Annotated in this window: 18 protein-coding genes, 1 pseudogene and 1 riboswitch; of the genes and pseudogenes, 10 read left to right on the top strand and 9 right to left on the bottom strand. The window is 63.4% G+C overall.

All coding sequences use genetic code 11. The features are described 5' to 3' along the window. From VM94_RS29010 to VM94_RS13490, 4 genes and pseudogenes are all read right to left on the bottom strand, one after another. A pseudogene (locus VM94_RS29010) lies at positions 1-359 on the bottom strand (hypothetical protein); the annotation flags it as partial. Beyond that, positions 356-1,366 carry an MlaD family protein gene (locus VM94_RS13480; protein ID WP_046683945.1) on the bottom strand — a complete coding sequence of 337 codons (1,011 nt, stop codon included), beginning with the start codon at positions 1,364-1,366 and terminating at the stop codon, positions 356-358. The gene VM94_RS13480 and the pseudogene VM94_RS29010, both read right to left, overlap by 4 nt. 52 nt (positions 1,367-1,418) lie before the next feature. After that, complete coding sequence (locus tag VM94_RS13485) at positions 1,419-2,234, bottom strand: MlaE family ABC transporter permease (RefSeq protein ID WP_046684585.1); 816 nt, start codon at positions 2,232-2,234, stop codon at positions 1,419-1,421. Positions 2,235-2,298: 64 nt separating this feature from the next. Continuing rightward, a complete protein-coding gene (locus VM94_RS13490; protein ID WP_046683946.1) occupies positions 2,299-3,174 on the bottom strand; it encodes a LysR family transcriptional regulator in 876 nt (291 codons plus the stop codon). Between the two features lie 119 nt (positions 3,175-3,293). Here VM94_RS13490 and VM94_RS13495 point away from each other — a divergent pair, with 119 nt between their 5' ends. Beyond that, complete coding sequence (locus VM94_RS13495) at positions 3,294-4,664, top strand: MFS transporter (RefSeq protein WP_082127705.1); 1,371 nt, start codon at positions 3,294-3,296, stop codon at positions 4,662-4,664. A gap of 4 nt (positions 4,665-4,668) precedes the next feature. Here VM94_RS13495 and ribB read toward each other — a convergent pair whose 3' ends face one another. Next, entirely contained in the window at positions 4,669-5,316 is a 648-nt protein-coding gene (ribB, locus tag VM94_RS13500) for a 3,4-dihydroxy-2-butanone-4-phosphate synthase (protein ID WP_046683947.1), read from the bottom strand. A gap of 95 nt (positions 5,317-5,411) precedes the next feature. Next, positions 5,412-5,681: riboswitch (FMN riboswitch) on the bottom strand. Between the two features lie 185 nt (positions 5,682-5,866). Here ribB and VM94_RS13505 point away from each other — a divergent pair. The 5 genes from VM94_RS13505 to VM94_RS13525 all read left to right on the top strand — a co-directional run bounded on the left by VM94_RS13505 (position 5,867) and on the right by VM94_RS13525 (position 12,753). Next, positions 5,867-8,710, top strand: coding sequence for a M16 family metallopeptidase (locus VM94_RS13505; RefSeq protein WP_046683948.1), 2,844 nt, complete (start codon positions 5,867-5,869; stop codon positions 8,708-8,710). Between the two features lie 95 nt (positions 8,711-8,805). Next, entirely contained in the window at positions 8,806-9,003 is a 198-nt protein-coding gene (locus tag VM94_RS13510) for a hypothetical protein (protein ID WP_010399555.1), read from the top strand. A 122-nt stretch (positions 9,004-9,125) separates the two neighbouring features. Next, a complete protein-coding gene (locus tag VM94_RS13515; RefSeq protein ID WP_046683949.1) occupies positions 9,126-10,700 on the top strand; it encodes a methyl-accepting chemotaxis protein in 1,575 nt (524 codons plus the stop codon). 82 nt (positions 10,701-10,782) lie between these two features. Beyond that, positions 10,783-11,652, top strand: coding sequence for a ThiF family adenylyltransferase (locus tag VM94_RS13520; RefSeq protein WP_046683950.1), 870 nt, complete (start codon positions 10,783-10,785; stop codon positions 11,650-11,652). Continuing rightward, positions 11,653-12,753, top strand: a complete 1,101-nt coding sequence (locus VM94_RS13525) for a nitroreductase family protein (RefSeq protein ID WP_046683951.1) — start codon at positions 11,653-11,655, stop codon at positions 12,751-12,753. Between the two features lie 15 nt (positions 12,754-12,768). Here VM94_RS13525 and VM94_RS13530 read toward each other — a convergent pair whose 3' ends face one another. The 3 genes from VM94_RS13530 to VM94_RS13540 form a co-directional block, all read right to left on the bottom strand. Beyond that, on the bottom strand, positions 12,769-13,761 hold the full coding sequence (locus tag VM94_RS13530; RefSeq protein WP_082127706.1) for an EDSAP-1 family PEP-CTERM protein: 993 nt from the start codon (positions 13,759-13,761) through the stop codon (positions 12,769-12,771). Between the two features lie 108 nt (positions 13,762-13,869). Then, positions 13,870-14,853 (bottom strand): EDSAP-1 family PEP-CTERM protein, encoded by a 984-nt coding sequence (locus VM94_RS13535; protein WP_046683953.1) that lies wholly within the window; start codon positions 14,851-14,853, stop codon positions 13,870-13,872. A gap of 188 nt (positions 14,854-15,041) precedes the next feature. Continuing rightward, positions 15,042-16,274, bottom strand: coding sequence for a glycosyltransferase (locus VM94_RS13540; protein ID WP_046683954.1), 1,233 nt, complete (start codon positions 16,272-16,274; stop codon positions 15,042-15,044). A 136-nt stretch (positions 16,275-16,410) separates the two neighbouring features. On the opposite strand from VM94_RS13540, the gene VM94_RS28725 reads away from it, so the two are divergent. The 4 genes from VM94_RS28725 to VM94_RS13550 all read left to right on the top strand — a co-directional run bounded on the left by VM94_RS28725 (position 16,411) and on the right by VM94_RS13550 (position 18,000). Then, complete coding sequence (locus tag VM94_RS28725) at positions 16,411-16,584, top strand: hypothetical protein (RefSeq protein ID WP_185982126.1); 174 nt, start codon at positions 16,411-16,413, stop codon at positions 16,582-16,584. Positions 16,585-16,824: 240 nt separating this feature from the next. Next, positions 16,825-16,962 carry a hypothetical protein gene (locus VM94_RS28730; RefSeq protein ID WP_162995739.1) on the top strand — a complete coding sequence of 46 codons (138 nt, stop codon included), beginning with the start codon at positions 16,825-16,827 and terminating at the stop codon, positions 16,960-16,962. A gap of 129 nt (positions 16,963-17,091) precedes the next feature. Continuing rightward, positions 17,092-17,460, top strand: coding sequence for a hypothetical protein (locus VM94_RS13545; RefSeq protein ID WP_034749696.1), 369 nt, complete (start codon positions 17,092-17,094; stop codon positions 17,458-17,460). An 81-nt stretch (positions 17,461-17,541) separates the two neighbouring features. After that, complete coding sequence (locus VM94_RS13550) at positions 17,542-18,000, top strand: acyl-CoA thioesterase (protein WP_034750191.1); 459 nt, start codon at positions 17,542-17,544, stop codon at positions 17,998-18,000. An 87-nt stretch (positions 18,001-18,087) separates the two neighbouring features. On the opposite strand, the gene VM94_RS13555 is transcribed toward VM94_RS13550, so the two are convergent. Then, positions 18,088-19,494, bottom strand: a complete 1,407-nt coding sequence (locus VM94_RS13555) for a DEAD/DEAH box helicase (RefSeq protein WP_035820280.1) — start codon at positions 19,492-19,494, stop codon at positions 18,088-18,090. Positions 19,495-19,764: the final 270 nt, after the last annotated feature.

Here is a 19,764-nt window from a genome sequence, read left to right on the forward strand (position 1 = left end):
TGCGCCTTGCCGGCCAGGTAGGCCGCATACGCGCGGTCGGCGGCTGTCGCGTCGGCCTGCAGGGCGTCAAAGCCGGCGCAGTCCTCGAAGGCCAGACTGGCCACGCGCGCGGCGCAGCGCAGCAGTTCGATGCGCGCCACGAGTTCGAGCTTGCCCGTGCCGGCCACTTGGCTGCGGGCGCGCCGGAATTCCGTCTGCTCGACGAGGGCGTTGCCGCCCAGGTAGGCCGATTGGAACCGTTCGACGGAACTTTGCGCATTCATTTTCCAGTCCGGCACGGGCGGGCCGCTGGAGCAGGCGGCGAGCGCGGTGCACAACAATGCGGCCAGGGCGGCGATGGCGGGGCGGGACATTTTCATGGCAGTTTGATCTCCGGATTGCGCTTGAACGGCCATTTGCGGTTGATTTCATTGACCAGCTGCTCGACCTTGCGCAGATTGCTTTCCACGTCGGCGCGCAGCGGGCCCAGGTCGGCCGTTGCCGCCTTGGCGTTGGCGCCCACGGCTTGCGCCTCGACCAGCACGGCGTCGACTTTTTTCAGGCTGTTGCGCGTGTCGGCCAGCAGGGCGTTCAGCTGCACGATGGTCGCCTGCGCATCCGTCATCACGCCTTTTTCGCCAAAGACGCGCGTGTCGGCATTGGCTACCAGGCCGTCCGTGCGGCGCGCCAGCTGGTCCGCCGTGATCAGCAGGGCGTTGGCCCGTTCGATCAGCAGGCGCGACTGCTTGTCGTCGCCCGTCAGCAAGCCCATGGCGCCGCCCGGACCGCTGAGTTTACCGGTGACGGCCTGCACGTTGCGCATGGTGCCGTCGAGCGCGGAATCGGTGCCCGTCAAGTTGCCCAGGTTGTTCAGCAAGTCCTTGGCGGCGGCCAGCAGGCGGGGGATTTCCGCCGCCATGTCGCCCACCAGCAAGTCGCGCGTGGCGTCGTCGGGCAGCGGCGGGTCCGTCAGGATGCCGCTGTAGGCGCGCAGCTTGGCGCCACCGACGATGCCCCGTTCCAGGGTGAAGATGGAGCTGGTGCGCAGCCAGTGCGCGTCTTTTCGCGGCACGTCGATGATGACGCGCGCGCGGCCGTCCGGCGCCAGCTCGATGCGCTGCACGCGGCCGATGGGAAAGCCGGAAAAGGTCAGGTCGGCGCCCACGCCGACGCCGTCCGAATCGTCGGCCGTCAGCACCAGGGTTTGCGTGGCTTCGAAGGCGCCGCGCGCATACATCAGGTAGACGACGGAGCCGACCACCAGCACGAACATGAAGACGAGCAGGATGGCCGCCTTCAGTTCGGCGTGGCGCACGGGCGGCGGGGCGGGCAGCACAGCGTCGGGCGCCGTGACGTCGGTCTGGTCGGGATTTTGAGGTTGGCTCATGGCTTCTGGCTCTGGTATGGGTGGTTCAAGGTTAGCTGGGCGGTGGCGGGCATCAGTAGTAATTGCCCATCAGCGAAGCCACTTCGACCAGCAGGATGACGGAAAACAGGCGCAGCATTTCGGACAGGCCGTGTGCGGCCCACAGTCGGTTGCGCCGGCCGTGCGGCTCTTCCGGATAGTAGGACGAGGCCAGCGGGATCAGGGCCACGGCAAAGCTGAAGAAGATGACTTTGAGCATCAGGATCAGCGCCACAGCCGGATTGAATATCTGCCCCACCACGCGCGTGTAGCCTTGCAGCGCCCACGGCGTAAAACCGTAGATGGTGATGTAGGCGAGGACCAGCGACGTGACGCAGCTGACGATGGCCAGCATCCACACGGCGAAGATGCCCGACATGACGCGCGGAAAGTATTCGCGGCGCAGCAGGTCGACGCCCTGGCGCTGCATCTTGTCGAGCATGCCGGACGAGCGCATTTGCGCGAACGCAATGCCGTCGGGCAAGGTCAGGCGCAGCGCGACGAACAGGGCGGCCGTCAGCGGTATCAGTTCCAGCACCAGCACGCGCACCACCATTTCCAGCGCATAGCGCGACAGGCCGTAGCTTTGCGCGCTGACGACGACGATACGTATCAGCACCAGGCTGACGAGCGCGCAGGCGACGCTGAACCACACGAGATTGGGCGCCGTGTTCGTCACGAGGCGGTGCGCGAGGATGGGGCGGTTGTCGCGGTTATAGCTCGACGGCGACAGGGCCAGAGAAAACACGAGGATGGCGAAATGCAGCATGCGCCACCAGCTGACCAGCCAGGCCATGGTGGCGCGGTGCAGGCGGCGCAGGCTGATGATGAGGGAGACGGATAGGGTCATCATGGCATCTTAACATTGGATGCGTTCGATACAAGCGATTCTGCAGCCGTGCACGGCAGGCCCTTTATTGGCTGGCCACGCTGGCGACGCTGTGGATAATCGCGTCGGCCGCCGCCCGCACGCGGGCCGAGCGGTTCAGGTCCGCATGCATGACCAGCCACACGTCATATGTTTCCGCCCGCTCGGGCCAGATGCGCACGAGCTGCGGGTCGATGTCGCCCAAATGGGTGGCCAGTTCGGCCACGCCCAGGCCCGCGCGCGTGGCTTCCTGCAACATCGCCGCCGAGTTCACTTCCATGGCGACCCGGGCGTTGGCGACGGATTCGCCGGCGATTTTCTCGCCATGGCGCGGCGTCACGGAATGGTGGTAGATGACGATGTCGTGCCCTGCCAGCGCCGTGCCGCGCACGGGCTCGCCCCGTTCGGCCAGGTAGCTTTTCGACGCGTACAGGCCCAGGCTGCGCTTGACGAGGTGGCGCGAGATCAGGTCCGGGTCGGTGGGGCGCACGCCGCGCACGGCCAGGTCCGCTTCGCGCCGCGTCAGGCTGGCCAGCGCGGGCGCCACGTTGAGCACGATGCGAATGTCCGGGTGGGCCGCGTGCAGCTGCTGCATGGCGCGGATGACGAAATGGCTGGCCATGGTGTCCGTGGTGGCCACGCGCACCAGGCCGCTTAAACGGTTGTCGACACCCTGCATCTCGCGCTGCAGCTTGTCGGCCGCCCGCTCCATCGCTTCGGCGGCCGTGAGCGCCAGTTCGCCGGCCGGCGTGGGCACGTAGCCCGACGGCGTGCGCAGGAACAGGGTGGCGCCCAGCGAGCTTTCCAGCGCGGCCAGGCGGCGCCCGCAGGTGGCCTGGTCGATGCGCAGCAGGGCCGCGGCGCCGCGCAGGGTGCCGGCCCGGCCGATGGCGAGAAAGATGCGCGCGTTATCCCAATCCATTGCGTTGCCCTTTTCTTCTGCTGATGCATTTTTGCATCAAGGTGCCGATATTATGCTTGTTTACTGCATCATGCAGCGCTCGCATAATGGCTGCCCCGCTGTCACTGCAAGGAAATATCATGTCTGCCCCCACACCGCGCCGCGCCAACGGCTTGATCCTGCTGACCCTGGCGTTCGGTTTCGTCATGGCGATGATCGACGTCACGGCCGTCAACGTGGCCTTGTCCGATATCGCGCTGGACCTGGCCATACCGCTGGCGGGCCTGGTCTGGGTGGTCGACGGCTATACCCTGACGTTTGCCGCCTTGCTGCTGGCCGGCGGCGCGCTGGCCGACCGCTACGGACCGAAAGCCGTGTACCAGGGCGGCCTGGGCGTTTTCCTGCTCGGCTCGATCCTGTGCGGCGCCGCGCCCGATGGCCACTTCCTGACAGCGGCGCGCCTGCTGCAGGGCGCGGGCGCGGCCCTGTTCATGCCCAGTTCGCTCAGCCTGCTGACGCACAGCTTTGACGACGAGCGCGAGCGCACGCGCATGCTGGGCGCCTGGTCGGCGCTGGTGGGCGTGGCTGGCGCGTCCGGTCCATTGATCGGCGGCATTCTCGTGCACCAGTTCGGCTGGCGCAGCGTGTTCTGGGTCAACGTGCCGCTGGGGCTGCTGGCCATCGTCATGGCGCAGCTGCTGCTGGCCGCGCCTGCCCGCCAGCCGCGTGATCTGTCGCTACTCAGCCATGCGCTGGGCGTGGCGGCGCTGGCGGGCCTCAGTTTCGTGCTGATCGAAGGCCCCGTGCTGGGCTGGCTGTCGCCCAGCGTGCTGGCGGCGGTCGCATTGACGGTGCTGTCGGGCGGGCAATTGCTGCGTCGCGAGCGCAGCGGCAGCCATCCGCTGTTGCCGCGCGCACTGTTTCACAGCAGTAGCTTTGGCGCGGCCAATGGCGTGGGTTTCCTGATCAATTTCTGCGTCTTCGGCCAGCTGTTCTTATTGAGCCTGTTCCTGCAGCAGTCGGGCGGCGCCGACGCCTTGCAGTCGGGCTTGCGCCTGCTGCCCATGATGGCGGCCTATACGGTGGGTAATTTTCTAGCGGGGAATATTGCGGCCCGTCATGGCACGCGTCTGCCCATGCTGGCCGGCTTGCTGGTGGGGGCTGTCATGGCCTTGTTGCTGATGGGCTTGCGCCCGGGTACGCCGTACGCATTGCTGGCCTTGGGCACGGCCGTCATGAACGTGGCCATCGGCATCGCCATTCCCGCCATGACGGCCACCGTGATGCGGGTGGCCGGCAAGCAGCATGCGAACAGCGCGGCGGCGGCCCTGAATGCCAACCGGCAAATCGGCGCCCTGGTGGGCGTGGCCCTGATCGGCAGCATCCTGCACATGGTGCAGGACTGGTCGCTGCGCTTGCCGCTGGCCTACGCGACGATTGCCGTCGCGTATGGCCTGGCGGCGGGCCTCGTGTACAAGCATGTACATTTGCCGAAGGCCGTGGCCGCCTGAGAGTTTATTGCTCGCGCGTGCTGCGCCACTCCACCAGTTCTTCGATGGTGAGGATCGGCATGCCATGCAGTTCGGCGAAGCGTTCGATATCGTCGCCGCGCATCATGGTGCCGTCCGGATTCATCAGCTCGCACAGCACGGCAGCCGGGTTCAGGCCCGCCATGCGCGACAGGTCGACGGAACCTTCCGTATGGCCGCGGCGCTCGAGCACGCCACCGGGCGCGGCGCGCAGGGGGAACACGTGGCCGGGGCGCACCAGGTCGGCGGGCTTGGCGTTCGGCGCGATGGCGGCGCGGATGGTGGTCACGCGGTCGGCGGCCGACACGCCCGTCGTGACGCCGTCGCGCGCCTCGATGGAGACGGTGAACGGCGTGCCGTAGCGGCTGCCGTTGTCGGACGACATGGGCGGCAATTCCAGCGCGCTGACGACGTCCGTCGGCAGGCACAGGCAGACGATGCCGCTGCATTCGCGGATCAGCAAGGCCATGGTTTCGTGCGTGAGTTTTTCGGCAGACAGGATCAGGTCGGCTTCGTTTTCACGGTCGAAATCGTCGAGCAGGATGACGGGAATGCCGGCGCGCATGGCGGCCAGGGCGGACTGGATGCGACCTTCGAGGTCGTTGGAAAGCAGGGTATAGCTGTTGACTAACATGGTGAAACGCTCCTCGCATAGGCGAAAAACGCTGCAGGGCAAGCGAATAGACGCAGCCGGCCGCATCGACAGGTCGAGCGGACATCGCGTTTACTGCACATCTTCTTTCATCCGGACTATACCGTCGGCTCTGGAGTCACACCAGATCTGCTGACCTTTCCTCGGATTGGCTTATTAACCTGCTGCGCAGCCCACTCTCGACTTTGCGTTGCTCACTGTACCTTCGTACAGTTGCGCTACTCAAGCCGATATTGAGCTTGCTCGCGACGGTTACTAATGCCAATCCTTATCGGAAAGCGCTCGCGGGCTCGACCGTTGCCGGTCTTACCGCCGGTGGGGAATCGCACCCCGCCCCGAAGACGTATTGTTGTGCCGGTCCACATGACCGGCGGCAATACTTTAGCACAATTGAAAAAAAGGGGCAGGGTACTGCTGAGTTTGTTATTCGGCAAAGTTGCCTGGGGAAAGCAGTTTTTCCTAAGCTGTTTTTAATGGCGGAAACAGGATTTCAGTGTAAGGTACGCTTACTGAATCTTACCGTTGAGAATACATGAAGCTGAGTAAATTACGCCTGATCTCGGGCGCCGTCTTGCTGGCGTGCGCCTGCATGGCGCAAGCAGAAATTCGTTTGAGCGATCCCTTGCCGCTGGCACCAGAAGTTACCGTCGGAAAATTGCCGAACGGCTTGACCTATTACATCAAGAAAAATGCCCGTCCTGCGCAGAAAGTGGAATTGCGCCTGGTGGTGAAAGCCGGTTCCATCCTGGAAGATGACGACCAGCAAGGCCTGGCCCACTTCACGGAACACATGGCCTTCAATGGTTCCACGCATTTCAAGCGCAATGAACTCATTTCGTATCTGCAATCGATCGGCGTGAAGTTCGGCGCCGACTTGAACGCCTACACGAGCTTCGATGAAACCGTGTACGTGCTGCCGATTCCCACGAACAAGAAGGAAAACCTGGAAAAAGGTTTTCTCGTGCTGGAAGACTGGGCGCATGGCTTGAAATTCAATCCGGCCGACATCAACAGCGAGCGCGGCATCGTGCTGGAAGAGGCGCGCCTGGGCAAGGGCGCCAGCGACCGCATGAACAAGGTTTTATATCCGAAGCTGCTGAACGGTTCGCGCTATGCGGAACGCATGCCGATCGGCAAGGAGTCCGTGCTGAAAACCTTCAAGCCGGAAGCCATCAAGCGTTTCTATAAAGACTGGTATCGTCCCGACCTGATGGCCGTGATGGTGGTCGGCGACGTGGAGCCGAAACAGGCTGAAAAGCTGATCCAGCAACATTTCGGCAAGCTGAAAAACCCCGCGAAACCGCGTCCGCGTCTGTATGCGGAAGTGCCGCAGCGCTCGCAAACGGAAGGGTTGGTGATCACGGACAAGGAAGCGCCAGACGACACGGTCTTCATCCGCTACCCGATCCGCGCCGCGCAGGAGCCCGTCACCATTGCCGACTATCGCCGCCAGATGATCGAAAACCTGTACGGGCAAATGCTCAGCGCGCGCATGCAGGAATTGACGCAGCAAGCCAATCCGCCGTTCATCCAGGGCGGCAGCAGCATGGGCAAGCTGGTGCGCGGCTATGAATCGTTCAGCGCGTATGCCTTGCTGGGCAAGGGCGGCGTGCAGCCGGCCGTCGACGCGCTGGTGCAGGAAGACGAGCGGGCGCGCCGCTTCGGTTTCAGCCAGGATGAGCTGGACCGCGCGCGCAAGGACATGCTGCGCAATTACGAGCGCGCATACAGCGAACGCGACAAGTCCGATTCGGCCGGTTTCGTGGCCGAGTATTCGCGCAACTTCCTGGAGCAGGACGCCATCCCCGGCATCGCCAATGAATTGCTGTACGCGCAGGAACTCTTACCGCAGGTAACCTTGCAGGAAATCAACGAGACGGTGGCCAAGGTGATTCCCGACCAGCAAAAGAAACTGGTGGTCTTCATGGGCGCCGAGCCGAAGGCGGGCGGTGCGGCCTCGACTGTGCCGACGCAGCAACAATTGCTCGACGCCGTGGCGAAGGCCGAGCAGCAAAAGGTTGAGCCGCGCACGGAAAAAGTCCTGGCCAGCAAGCTGATGGATGGCCCGCCGGCCGGCGGCAGCATCGTTTCCGAAAAGTTGAACAGCGCCATCGGCGTGACGGAACTGACCCTGGGCAATGGCGTGCGCGTGCTGCTGAAACCGACGGACTTCAAGAATGACCAGGTGCTGATGGGCTCGACGCGTTTCGGCGGCCAGTCGCTGTTTGGCGACGCCGACATCTACAACGCCCGCTACGCCAGCGCCGTGGTCGGCAGCATGGGCTTGAAGGACCTGGCGCCGCTGGACTTGCAAAAAGTGTTGGCCGGCAAGACGGTCAACGTGGGCGCGTCGCTGGGCGAGCTGAGCGAAGGCTTTGGCGGCTCGGCCAGCAGCGCCGACGTGGAAGCCATGCTGCAACTGGTGTATTTGTATTTCAACGACGTGCGCAAGGATGCGGGCCTGTACCAGTCCTTCATCGGCAAGCAGCAGGACTTGGCGAAAAACAGCATGGCGCAGCCGGAAGCCGTGTTTTACGACGCCATCCAGCACGCCATGTTTGGCGACAATCCGCGCGTCGACGGCGTGCCGCGCGTGGCCGACTTCGACAAGGTGGGTCTGGACCGCTCGCTGGACATCTTCCGCCAGCGCTTTTCCAGCGCGCGCGACATGACCTTCATCTTTGCGGGCAGCTTCGAGCTCGACAAGATCAAGCCGCTGATCGCCAGCTATCTGGGGACCTTGCCCGTGGGCGACGTGCCGCATGCCTACCGCGACGTGGGCATGCGCCCGGTAACCGGCGTCGTCAAGAAGGATATCTACATGGGTAGCGAGCCCAAGAGCACGATTTCCATCACCTTCAATGGCGACGTGGCGTATTCGGACGAGCAAAAGCTCACCTTGCAGGCACTGGGCGAGGTGCTGAACCTGAAAGTCATCGAAGTGCTGCGTGAAAAGATGAGCATGATCTACGGCGGCGGCTTTGAAACCTCGATGGGCCAGCATCCGTACGGTCATTATTCGGTGGCCTTGAACTTGCCGACGGGACCCGAAAACGTGGACAAGGTGATCGCCGCCGCCTTTGCCGAAATCAACAAGATGAAAACGGACGGGCCATCCGCGGCCGACCTGGAAAAGGTCAAGCTGAACTGGATCACGCGCCAGCAAAAGTCGCTGCGGGAAAACCGCTACTGGATGAGTCAGTTGATGGGTTCGGTAACGCAGGGGCGCGACCCCGCGCACATCCTGCGCTACGAGCAGCGCGTGCGCGCCATCACGCCGCAAGCCGTCAAGCTGGCGGCGCAACGCTACCTGGACATGCACAATTATGTACAGGTGGTGCTGTATCCGGAACGCAAAAACGTTGCAGCCAAGTAACCCTCGTGTTTGATCTGCATGGGCGGCAGCGTGGCGAAGCTGTTAAACTGCCGCTTATTGATGTGATATCGCAATTTAACAAGCAAGGAAATACGATGGCTAAGAAAGAAGAGCTCGATCCGGAAACCCTGGAGTTGATCAACTGGTGTATCGAGGTCGAAGGCTTCCTCGTGGCTGGCGGCGCCACCGTGGCGCAGGCGCAGGACCACATCGAAGAGCAGGTCGAGTGGTTTACCGACCAGTTCTACGACGGCTTGACGCCGGAAGAGGCGGCCAAGGAAGCCTTGGCCTGACCTTCTCAACACGACTTACAGCGGGCGGTGCCTGCCGGGCACAGCCCGGTAGCGCCGCCCGTTTTGCTTTTCTGAAAAGATTTCCATTGGGCAATTAATTCTCTATTTATTTCCAGGCACCCATGACACTCCGTTCGCGCATTCTCCTCTTGTGTTTCAGCACCTTGCTGGGCATCGTTCTCATCGCTTCATTCTCCCTGTATTCCCTGCGCCAGACCATGATGGCGGAAAGGGTCGAGCAATTGACGGTGCTGGTCGAGCTGGCTAACGCGTCCGTGGAAAAGGCGTATGCGCTGGAACAGTCGGGCAAGCTCACGCGTGAGCAGGCCCAGCAGCAAGCCAAGCTGGCCATCGGCAGCTTTGCCAAGGACGAGATGTATTATTTTGTGCGCGACTTCAGCACGGACTTGCTGTACGTGCACCCGAATGCGTCGCGCATCGGCGTGCCGCAAAAGAACATGAAGCAGTCGGGCGACCGCTACCGCGCGGCCCTGGCTACCAGCCGCATCGGCTTCGTGCAGGCGGACGGTACGCGTCCCGGCGTGCCTGACCCGGTGGCGAAGATGTATGCCGTGGTGAAATTTGCGCCGTGGGACTGGCTGATCGGCACGGGCACGTATATCGATGACATCAACCACAAGTTCTGGGCCCAGGCGGGCGTGCTGCTGGCCATCGGCGGCGCGTTGATGCTGGTGGTGGGCGCGCTGGCGGCCCTGATGCTGCGCCGCATCCTGGCCCAGCTCGGTGGCGAACCGGACTATGCAGCGGCCATCGTGGCGCAAATCGCCCAGGGCGACCTGACCACGCAGATCGATACGCGCCCCGGCGATACGTCCAGTTTGCTGATGGCGATCAAGGCCATGCGCGACAACCTGGCCCATCTGGTGAGCCAGGTGCGCACTGATGCGGAATCGATTTCCACGGCGTCGGGCGAGATCGCCTCGGGCAACCACGACCTGTCGGCACGCACGGAGCAGCAGGCGGGATCGCTGGAAGAAACGGCGTCGACGATGGAAGAGATGACCTCGACCGTGCGCCAGAATGCGGACAATGCGCGCCAGGCCAACCAGCTGGCCATTTCCGCCTCGCAAGTGGCGACGCAGGCGGGCGGCGTGGTGAGCCAGGTGGTCGACACCATGGGCGCCATCAATGCCTCGTCGAAAAAGATCGGCGACATCATCGCCGTCATCGACGGCATCGCTTTTCAGACGAATATCTTGGCCCTGAACGCGGCAGTGGAAGCGGCGCGCGCGGGCGAACAGGGCAGGGGCTTTGCCGTGGTAGCGTCCGAAGTGCGCAACCTGGCGCAGCGTTCGGCCGCGGCCGCCAAGGAGATCAAGCAATTGATCGACAGTTCCGCCGAGCAAGTGGGTGCCGGTGAAAAACTGGTGGCGCTGGCGGGCGAGACGATGGAAAAAGTCGTTTCCAGCGTGCAGCACGTGACCGATATCGTGGCCGAGATTTCCTCGGCCAGCGCCGAGCAAAGCGCCGGTATCGAACAGATCAACCAGGCCATCGTCGAGATGGACAACATGACGCAGCAAAACTCGGCCCTCGTCGAGCAGGCGTCGGCGGCGGCCCAGGCGATGAACGAGCAGGCGGCTGGTCTGGCGCAGATCGTCAGCGTGTTCAAGGTCGGCGCAGTGGCGGCAGCGCCGCGCCCGGCACCAGCGGCCCAGCGCCGGCTGGCCCGCTAAGTTTTCGTCATAGCGGGAACTTCTCGCCTGGCCATCTGTCAAACTCTTCTTGGTCCTTAGCGGACGTACAGTAGAGGTAAGCATGACAGATGGTTTTTCCTATCACGCGGCATTTGCCCGCAACCTGGGCTGGGTCACGCAGGCGGAGCAAAACAGCTTACGCGGCAAGCGCGTGGCCATCGCCGGCATGGGCGGCGTTGGCGGTGTGCACTTGCTGACCCTGGCGCGGCTGGGTATCGGCGCTTTCCACATCGCTGATTTCGACACCTTCGACATTGCCAACTTCAACCGCCAGGCCGGTGCCATGCTCTCCACCCTGGGCCAGCCCAAGGTGGCCGTGCTGGCGCAGATGGCGCGCGACATCAATCCCGAACTGGACATCAAGCAGTTTCCCGACGGCATACACGACAGCAACCTGGCCGAGTTCTTTGCCGGTGTCGACCTGTACGTGGACGGCCTGGATTTCTTCGCCTTTCCCGCCCGTCAGGCCACCTTCGCCGCTTGCGCCCGCCTGGGCATTCCCGCCATCACGGCTGCGCCGCTGGGCATGGGCACGGCCGTGCTCAGCTTCATGCCGGGCGGCATGACGTTCGAAGAGTATTTTGGCTGGGGCGACTTGCCTGAAGAAGAGAAGGCCTTGCGCTTTCTCGTCGGCCTGGCGCCGGCCGGCTTGCACGGCCCCTACTTGGTCGACCCGTCCGCCATCAACCTGAAGGAGCGGCGCGGGCCGTCGACCATCATGGGCTGCCAGCTGTGCGCGGGCGCGGCCGCCACGGAAGCCTTGAAAATTTTGTTGAAACGCGGCAAGGTGATGGCGGCGCCGCACGGCGTGCATTTCGACGCCTACCGTAACAAGCTCGTGCATACATGGCGTCCCGGCGGCAACCGTCATCCGCTGCAGCGCCTGACGATGGCCATCATCAAGCGGCGCCGCGCCGCGCAGGGGGCATAAATGGCGCAAGCACTGTTGAACGATCCCGTGCTGGAAAACATCCTCGACCAGGCGCGCTGGGCGCCCAGCGGCGACAATACGCAGCCGTGGCGCTTTGAAGTCGTGGACCCGCGGCACGTCGTCGTACATGGTTTCGATACGCGCAGCCACTGCGTGTACGACCTCGACGGCCATCCCAGCCAGCTGTCGCTGGGCGCCTTGCTTGAAAGCATGGCGCTGGCGGCCAGCTGCCACGGCTTGCGCATGGAGGCGCGCCGGCGCCTGTCCATGCCCGACACCCTGCCCACCTTCGATGTGCACCTGATCGACAACCCCGGCATGCAGCCCGATCCGCTGGCGGCCTTCTTGCCGCAGCGCAGCGTGCAGCGGCGCCGGCTCAGCACGCGCAGCCTGCGCGCCAGCGAAAAGGCGGCGCTGGCGGCCAGCTTGCCGCCCGGCTACGGCGTGCAGTGGTTCGAAGGCGCGCGCGCGCGCCTGGCCTGCGCGCGGCTGATGTTCGATAATGCGAAGCTGCGCCTGACCATGCCCGAAGCGCACAAGGTGCACCGCGACGTGATCGAATGGGGGGCGCGCTTCAGCAGCGACCGCATCCCGGAGCAGGCGCTCGGCGTCGATGCGATGACGGCGCGGCTGATGCGCTGGGTCATGCACAGCTGGCGCCGCGTGGATTTTTTCAATACCTGGCTGGGCGGCACCATCGCCCCGCGGCTGCAGATGGACTTGCTGCCTGGCCTGTATTGCGCCGCGCATTTCGCGCTGCTGGCCGATGCGCCACCGCGCCATATCGACGATTACGTGGCGGCCGGCCGCGCCATGCAGCGCTTCTGGCTGACGGCCACGCAGCTGGGCTTGCAATTGCAGCCGGAACTGACGCCGCTGATCTTTGCCCGCTATGTGCGCGAGAGGCGCACCTTTTCGCGCACTGATGGCATGCAGGAAATGGCGCAGGAGCTGGCCGTGCAATGCCAGGCCGTGCTGGGCGTCACGGCGGTCGAGCGGGCCGTGTTCCTCGGGCGCATCGGTGCGGGGCCGGCGGCCAGTGCGCGCTCGCTGCGCCGTCCGCTGCAAGACTTGCTGGTGGCGCCCACGGCGGGGCCATAAGGCACGCAGCCGGGTTCAGAGACGCCGCCTTGGCGCCATGCAACCCAGCGCTGCCAGGCCAGCCGCCAGCAGCGGCAAGGTGCCCGGCAGCGACACGGGCGTAACGCCAGGCACGTAGGCCAGTTCGGAACTGTTCAGCATGTTCAACACGAGGGTGTAGTTGCCCGCCACCAGGTTGTCCGTGACGGCGCCATATTGCCCGCCGCATGTCTTTCCGGTGCCGCTGCCCGTGGGCGCGCCGCAGCCGCTGGGGTCGTAGGTGAATACGCTGCCGCTGGTGAGCGGCGTTTGCGCATAGCCCGCATTGAGGTTGGCGGCATCGGCCAGTTCGGTGCCGCCCAGGATGCCGGAGCCGAGGCTGCCGTCGGGCGCCCAGTTGAAGACGATCTGGCCATTGTCATCGATGATGCTGAACGTCATCGCCATATTTGTCGTGGCCGCCGAGCCCGTGCTGGCCAGGGCGTCCAGGTACAGCTGCATGAAAGGCATGGCCCGGAAGTCGAAGGCCAGGGTCGCGCCCGGCTGGCCGACGACGAAATTGATGGCCAGGGCCGTGCTGGAACCGTTGCGCCCCGAGGCGTCGGCGCTGCCGCCGCCCGTCAGGAAGGTTTCCGCCGCATTCACCGTATGCGTGCTGGTCGAGCCCGGTGGAAACGGGGGGATTTGCGAGCTGATGATTTGCGCCTCGCCGCGCGCGTACGCGGCGTTGCCCATGCCTTGCTGGGTAAAATCATTTTGTCCCTTGGTGACGGCGCCACGTGTCGCTTGCGGCGCGTCGATCTCATTGCTGCCGCCGTTGATGACGCTGCTGCCGTTGAGCGTGGCGGTGGTGCGCGACAGGTCGATGTTGCTGATCAAGGTGGTGGAACCGGTGGGATTGCTGATGACCAGGCCAAAGACGCTGGTGTAGGAATAACCGTAGGCGGCGGCGCCGGCAGTGCCGCTGCCGGCCAGCAACAGCAAGGCCAGCAGGGCCATGGGTAGTCGGGTACAAAAAAAAGTAGTCATGAAAATCCTCTTCTCCTGGTCGGCCGCGTTGTAAGGAAAACCGACAGGCTTGCCACATAAAAAAGGCGAGGAGACTCCCTCGCCTGTAAATCCCCCCTGTTGCCTGGTTCAGGCGGCAACTTTGCGGCGGCGGGCATAGCCCAGGCCAGCCAGGCCCAGGCCCAGCAAGGCCAAGGTGCCTGGTTCTGGTGTTGCCGCCTGTTTCACCAAGTCCACGCTTTCTACTGCATTCAAGGTCAAGGTGTAGTTGCCGGCCGTTAAAGCATTGCTGACGGAGCTGAAGTTGCTGCCGCAGGCCGTCCCCACGCCGGTGCCCGTGGGCGTGCCGCAGCCGGAAGGGTCGTAGGTGAACAGGTTGCCGCGCGTCAGGAAGTTGGTCGCCAGACTGGTGTTCAGGTTGGCGCCGTCGGCGTTTTCAGTGCCGCCGAAGATGCCCGAGCCGATCACGCCGTCTGGCGTCCAGTTGAACACCGTCAGGCCGGCCGCGTCCGTGATGGTGAAGGTGACGACCAGGTTGGCCGTGGCGGTGGACAGCTGCCCGACCGTGCTTTGCAGGAAGACCTGCATGAAGGGCGACGCCAGGAAATCAAAGCTCAAGGTTGCCGTGGGCGAGCCGACGACGAAATCGACCGAGAAGCCAGTGGTCGAGCCGTTGCGCCCGGACGCATCGGCCGTGCCGGCAGGCCCGTCAAGGTGAGCTTCGGCCACGTTCACTGCCTGGGTGGAGGTGGAGCCCGGGGGGAACGAAGGGAACTGTGTGCTGACGATTTGCGCATCGCCGCGTGAATAGTTGCCTGCTGGGCCTTGTTGCGTGAAGTCGTTTTCGCCCTTGATGACAGGGCCGACGTTGGCGCGTGGGGCATCGAGCGAACCGGCGCCGCCATTGATGACGCTCACGCCATTCAGGGTGGCCGTGCTGCGCGAGATGGTGGTGCTGTTGGCTACCGTGATCTGGCCCGTCGGCACGGCGATCACCAGGCCGAAGATGTTGTTGTACGAATAGCCGTAGGCGCCCGCCTGTGCGCTACCGGCGGCGCACAGCAGGGCCAGTGCCGCTGTGGCCGGGAGCAGTTTCAGTTTCGAGAGTTTCATTGTATTCACCTCGTGGTTGAGTGAGTCTGGAAGTCTTGCCTGAGACCTGTCGGCAGGTGCTCATGGCCAGTACCTAGCGACTTCCATGCCAACGCATGAGGTTCTTTTGAAATCAATGGCTTGGCGTGCTTTTGTTGACGCTGTGCAGGCTTTGCTAGACACGCTGTAAGAAAAACCGACGCCGCCCTTCAAGGCTGTCCGCCTTGTGGCAACGAACCCAGCAGGACGTGTATATGCGGCAGCAAGCGTTGCCCTGGAACATAGTCGCGCATGGCCGTGGCCAGCTGACGCGCCGCCAGCTTGGCCCGGCCATCGTCGAGCATGCGCGTGGCGGCATGGCGCAGAGTGGTTTCCTGGAAGCGGTCGGCGCGCAGCAGCAGGCCGGCGCCGGCACCCACGATGCCGTGCATGTTGAGGAATTGGTCGAGGTTGCCGGCGATGCCGATGACGGGCACGCCTGCTGCCAGCGCCTGCTGGCTGGTGGGGCTGCCGCCGTTGCAGATCACCAGGCTGGCGCGCCGGGCAGCTGCGTCGCCCGGCAGAAAGGGCGCGACATAGGCATTCGGCGGCACGGCGTCGACGCGGATGGTGCCGGCCGTGGCCGCCAATACGGTGACGGGCAGGGGCGCCAGCGCGCGCAGCACGCGCGGCAGCAATGTTCCCTGACCGGAACTGCCCAGGGTGACATAGATAATGGGCCGTCCGCTGCTCAGTTCCGGGCGCTGCCACCAGTCTGGCAAGTCGAGCGGCGGCGCCCAGATGATGGGACCCAGATAGTCGTGCGTGGACGGCATGCCGTGCGGCGGGAACAGTTGCGGAATATCCGCATACAAGGTGCGGTCGGCATCCGTATAGATGCGCCGCAGGTCGCTGCCCAGGGATGGCAGGCCATGGCGGCGGCGCACGCGGTTCAGGGGCACGGCGTGCGAGGCGAAGGCCAGCGGGCGGATCAGGCGGAACAGGGGATCGGCCAGCCAGACGGGCAGCACGCCCGTCAGGGGCAGGCTGGGCACCGTATAGTGCTGGCGCACCCAGGGGCTCCAATAGGCATTGCTGACGGTCATGTAGGGAATGCGCTGCAGGCGCGCGCTGACCGATAGCGACAAACGGAAGTCGCCGATCACGAGATCGGGCTGGACGGTGTTGAGCAGGCGCAGGTCGTCTTCCACATAGGCGTGCAGGGTGCTTTCGGTATACACGGGCTTGCCGTGCGCCAGCGCCTGCAGAAATTGCAGCGATGAAATACTGTCGATGCGCCAGCGGCGGAAGGGGGCTTGCTTGAAACAAAAGTCATACCCATCGGCGCAGGCAAAATGCACCTCGTATTCTTCCTCGTCCAGGCCCTGGGCCAGACTCAGGGGACGGCCAACATGGGCCAGAGTCACTGCCTCGGCCATAAAGAGGATTTTCTTGCGCGCCATGGAGATCGCTTGCACTCGTGCTGGAGGGATGCCTGCGAAGTTGGAGTGGCGCCACGCCATTTAGTTCCCCGCAGCGTGCCAGTGGCGGGCGCCAGGATTTGGCCGTATCGGCTACAGTGGGGCAAAGGAGGCCACCATGCAGCCACAATTCCATCTTGCCCCGTTGCGTGCGCACAGCACGCCTGAACCCGATATGCCGCCACCGCCGGAAGGCGATCCCCTCACGCCGCCGCCGGAACAGCCGCCGCACATCGACCCTGTACCGGTCGAGGAACCAACGCCGCCACCGCCGCCCGTGAAAGGGCATTGATTGGCCTTCGGACCGTGGCGCCGCGCCATGGCCTGCGGTGGGCGGACGGATGCCATGTTTATTTCCAATCGGAAATGGGAGGCGCGAGCCTCGCCAGGGGCACGCCATTTAAACAACAAAAATGCGCATAAATGTTGCCGAGTGGATACAAATTAAGGTCCAACTGTCGAGTGTCATGCGGCCGTCACGATTCTGTTCTTATAATGAGACATCATAAAAATTCTTGTACAGGAGACCATCGTGGGCAATTCCTTGCATAACAAAATCTACCTGGGCCGGCGGCCTGTGATCACCAGCAAACACCTCGTGGCGCTGGCCCTGGCGGGCGCCGTGGCTGGTTGCGGCCTGGCATGGCTGCTGCTGCGCAGCTACAAATAACGCTCATCACGCCCGTGTTTCCGCCGCCTGGCCGCATGGCTGGCGGCGGTAGATTCACGTTGCCTGTTGCCGATGCGCAGCGGGGCGCGTACCATGGGGGCCGAACACCTGGCCTTTTATGGAAAAGTAATGAAGAACGAGAAATTAACAACCGATGAATATGACGCGCTGGAGCAAGTTGCACGCGGCATCAAGACCGAGCGCCCCAGTGCTTGCGTTGCCCGCAATGCCAAGCGCCTGTCCGGCCTGAAGCTGCTCAGCTATGCACGCGACGGCCGTCTGTCCATCACCGAGAAAGCACAACAACTGCTGTTCCTGCGCCGCTGCATCATGGGTTTGCGCGCTGTCGCCACCGATCCGCTGACCAAGCTCGATACGGACGTGGCGTATTTCCTGGGCAAGAAAGCCCACATCGTGGCGCGTGCCGAAGGCGAAGGCCACGACATTTCCGACAAGGGCCGCGAGTCGCTGGCCGATATCGACACCCTGGGCCTGTAAGGCTCACCAACCGGCCCCTGGGGCCGGTTTTCACATTCCCCTCACTTTTATTCCCCCTTGGAGAACACTTTGGACAGCGCGATGAACTGGTCGGCCCACGAACTGACGATGACGGTCTTGATGACGCCCGATATGGCCAACTTTTCCGGCAACGTGCACGGCGGCACCATCCTGAAATACCTCGACAGCGTGGCGTACGCCTGCGCCAGCCGCTATTCGGGCAGCTACGTGGTGACCTTGTCCGTGGACCAGGTGATGTTTCTGCAGCCTATCCACGTGGGCGAACTGGTGACGTTCCTCGCCTCGATCAATTACACGGGCACGACGTCGATGGAAGTGGGTATTCGCGTGGTGACGGAAAACATCCAGCAGCGCCTGGTGCGCCATGCCAACAGCTGCTACTTCACGATGGTGGCCGTGGATGCCAACCGCAAGCCGGTGGCCGTGCCGCCGCTGGTGCTCGAGACGCCGGAGCAGCACGCGCGCTTCGAGCAGGCCAAGCTGCGCAAGCTGTCGCGCCAGAAGGTGTCGAAGAAGTAAGTGTGACGGACATGAAAAAACGGCCACCAGAGCGATCTGGTGGCCGTTTTTTATTGCTTGCCGGCTGTTGGCGGCATGGCGCCGTGATTAACGGTCGCCGTAGCTGCGGCGTGCGCCGTCGGTGCTGCGCGGGTTGGAACCCTTGTAGCCGCCGCCGGTGCTCGGTGCGCCGTCTTTGCGTGGTGCGCCTGGCTTGCTGAACGTGCGTTGGCCTGGCTTGGCGCCGCCACGGTTGTCGCCTGGTTTCCAGCCGCCTGGACGGGCGCTCGAACGTGGTGCCGATGCCGTTTTCTTCGGCTCGAAACCTTCGATGACATTGACCGGGATCAATTGCTTGGTGAAGCGTTCGATGCGCTTGACGTTCATGCCTTCAGCGTGGTTCACCAGCGAGATGGCCAGGCCGTTGCGGCCAGCGCGGCCGGTACGGCCGATGCGGTGGACGTAGTCTTCCGGGAACTTCGGCAGATCGTAGTTGAACACGTGGGTGATCGTTGGCACGTCGATACCGCGGGCGGCAACGTCGGTGGCAACCAGCACTTTGACCTGGCCGCGGCGCATGCCGTCCAGGGTGCGGTTACGCGCGCCCTGATGCATGTCGCCGTGCAAGGCGGCGGCCGAGAAACCGGCGATGTTCAGACGGTCGGCGATGGTGTCGGCGTCACGCTTGGTGGCGGTGAACACAACAGCCTGGTCCAGCGATTCGTCGCGCAGCAGGTGGTCCAGCAGGCGATTCTTGTGCGACAGGTCGTCGACGAAGTGAACGCGCTGGGTGATGTTTTCATGCTTGTTGCTCGAGCTTGCCACTTGGATGACCAGCGGGTTCTTCGTGATGCGGCGCGCCATGTTGCCAACGACGCCGTCCAGCGTTGCCGAGAACAGCATGGTTTGACGGCCTTCTGGCGTCGCTTCCACGATTTTTTCGATGTCGTCGATGAAACCCATGTCCAGCATGCGGTCGGCTTCGTCCAGCACCAGGATTTCCAGTTGCGAGAAGTCGATCTTGCCCGAGTCCATGTGGTCGATCAGACGGCCAGGGGTCGCGACCAGAATCTCGGGATTCTTGGCCAGCAATTGCATCTGTTTAGGGTAAGGCATGCCGCCCAGAATCGACACAGCCTTGATGCGGCGGATGCCGGTGCTGTACTTGTCGGTGTTGGTGGTTACTTGCAGGGCCAGTTCGCGCGTTGGCGTCAGCACCAGCATTTTTGGCTGGGCAGCCTTGAAACGTGGGCGCTCGCCGCGGGCGCGCGATGCTTGCATTTCCTGGTTTGGCGTCTTGCCGGCGGCGCTTTGTTCGGCGCTGGCCAGTTTGTGCAGCGACGGCAGCATGAAAGCTGCGGTCTTGCCCGAACCGGTCTGCGACGAGACCAGCAGGTCACGGCCTTCGATCGCGGCTGGAATCGCTTGCGACTGTACCGCGGTTGGCGCGGTGTAGCCCGATTCGGTCAGAGCGGCGATGATGGACGGATGCAGGCCTAAGGATTCAAATGTCATTCTTTTCTTTCGTAAAAATCAGCGTTCTTGCAAAAAGCAGAACGCAAAATAGCAACGCCAACCAAAACGAAATGACTCAACTAGAAAGAAATTTCGGCACAAAAGCTTTGCGCCGGGACGGTGTCAGGTGCGACACACAAGGCGGGAGGGCTTTATAAGCGGCATCCTGTGGATGCGCTAAGGCTTGCGAAGCTGCTAAGTTTGTAGTGCATGACTGCGGTGTTGCCATCGCTTCAAGGGAACATATTGCAGCGCACAACGACACTATAC

Source organism: Janthinobacterium sp. KBS0711, assembly GCF_000988085.1.
Taxonomy (GTDB): domain Bacteria; phylum Pseudomonadota; class Gammaproteobacteria; order Burkholderiales; family Burkholderiaceae_D; genus Janthinobacterium; species Janthinobacterium lividum_E.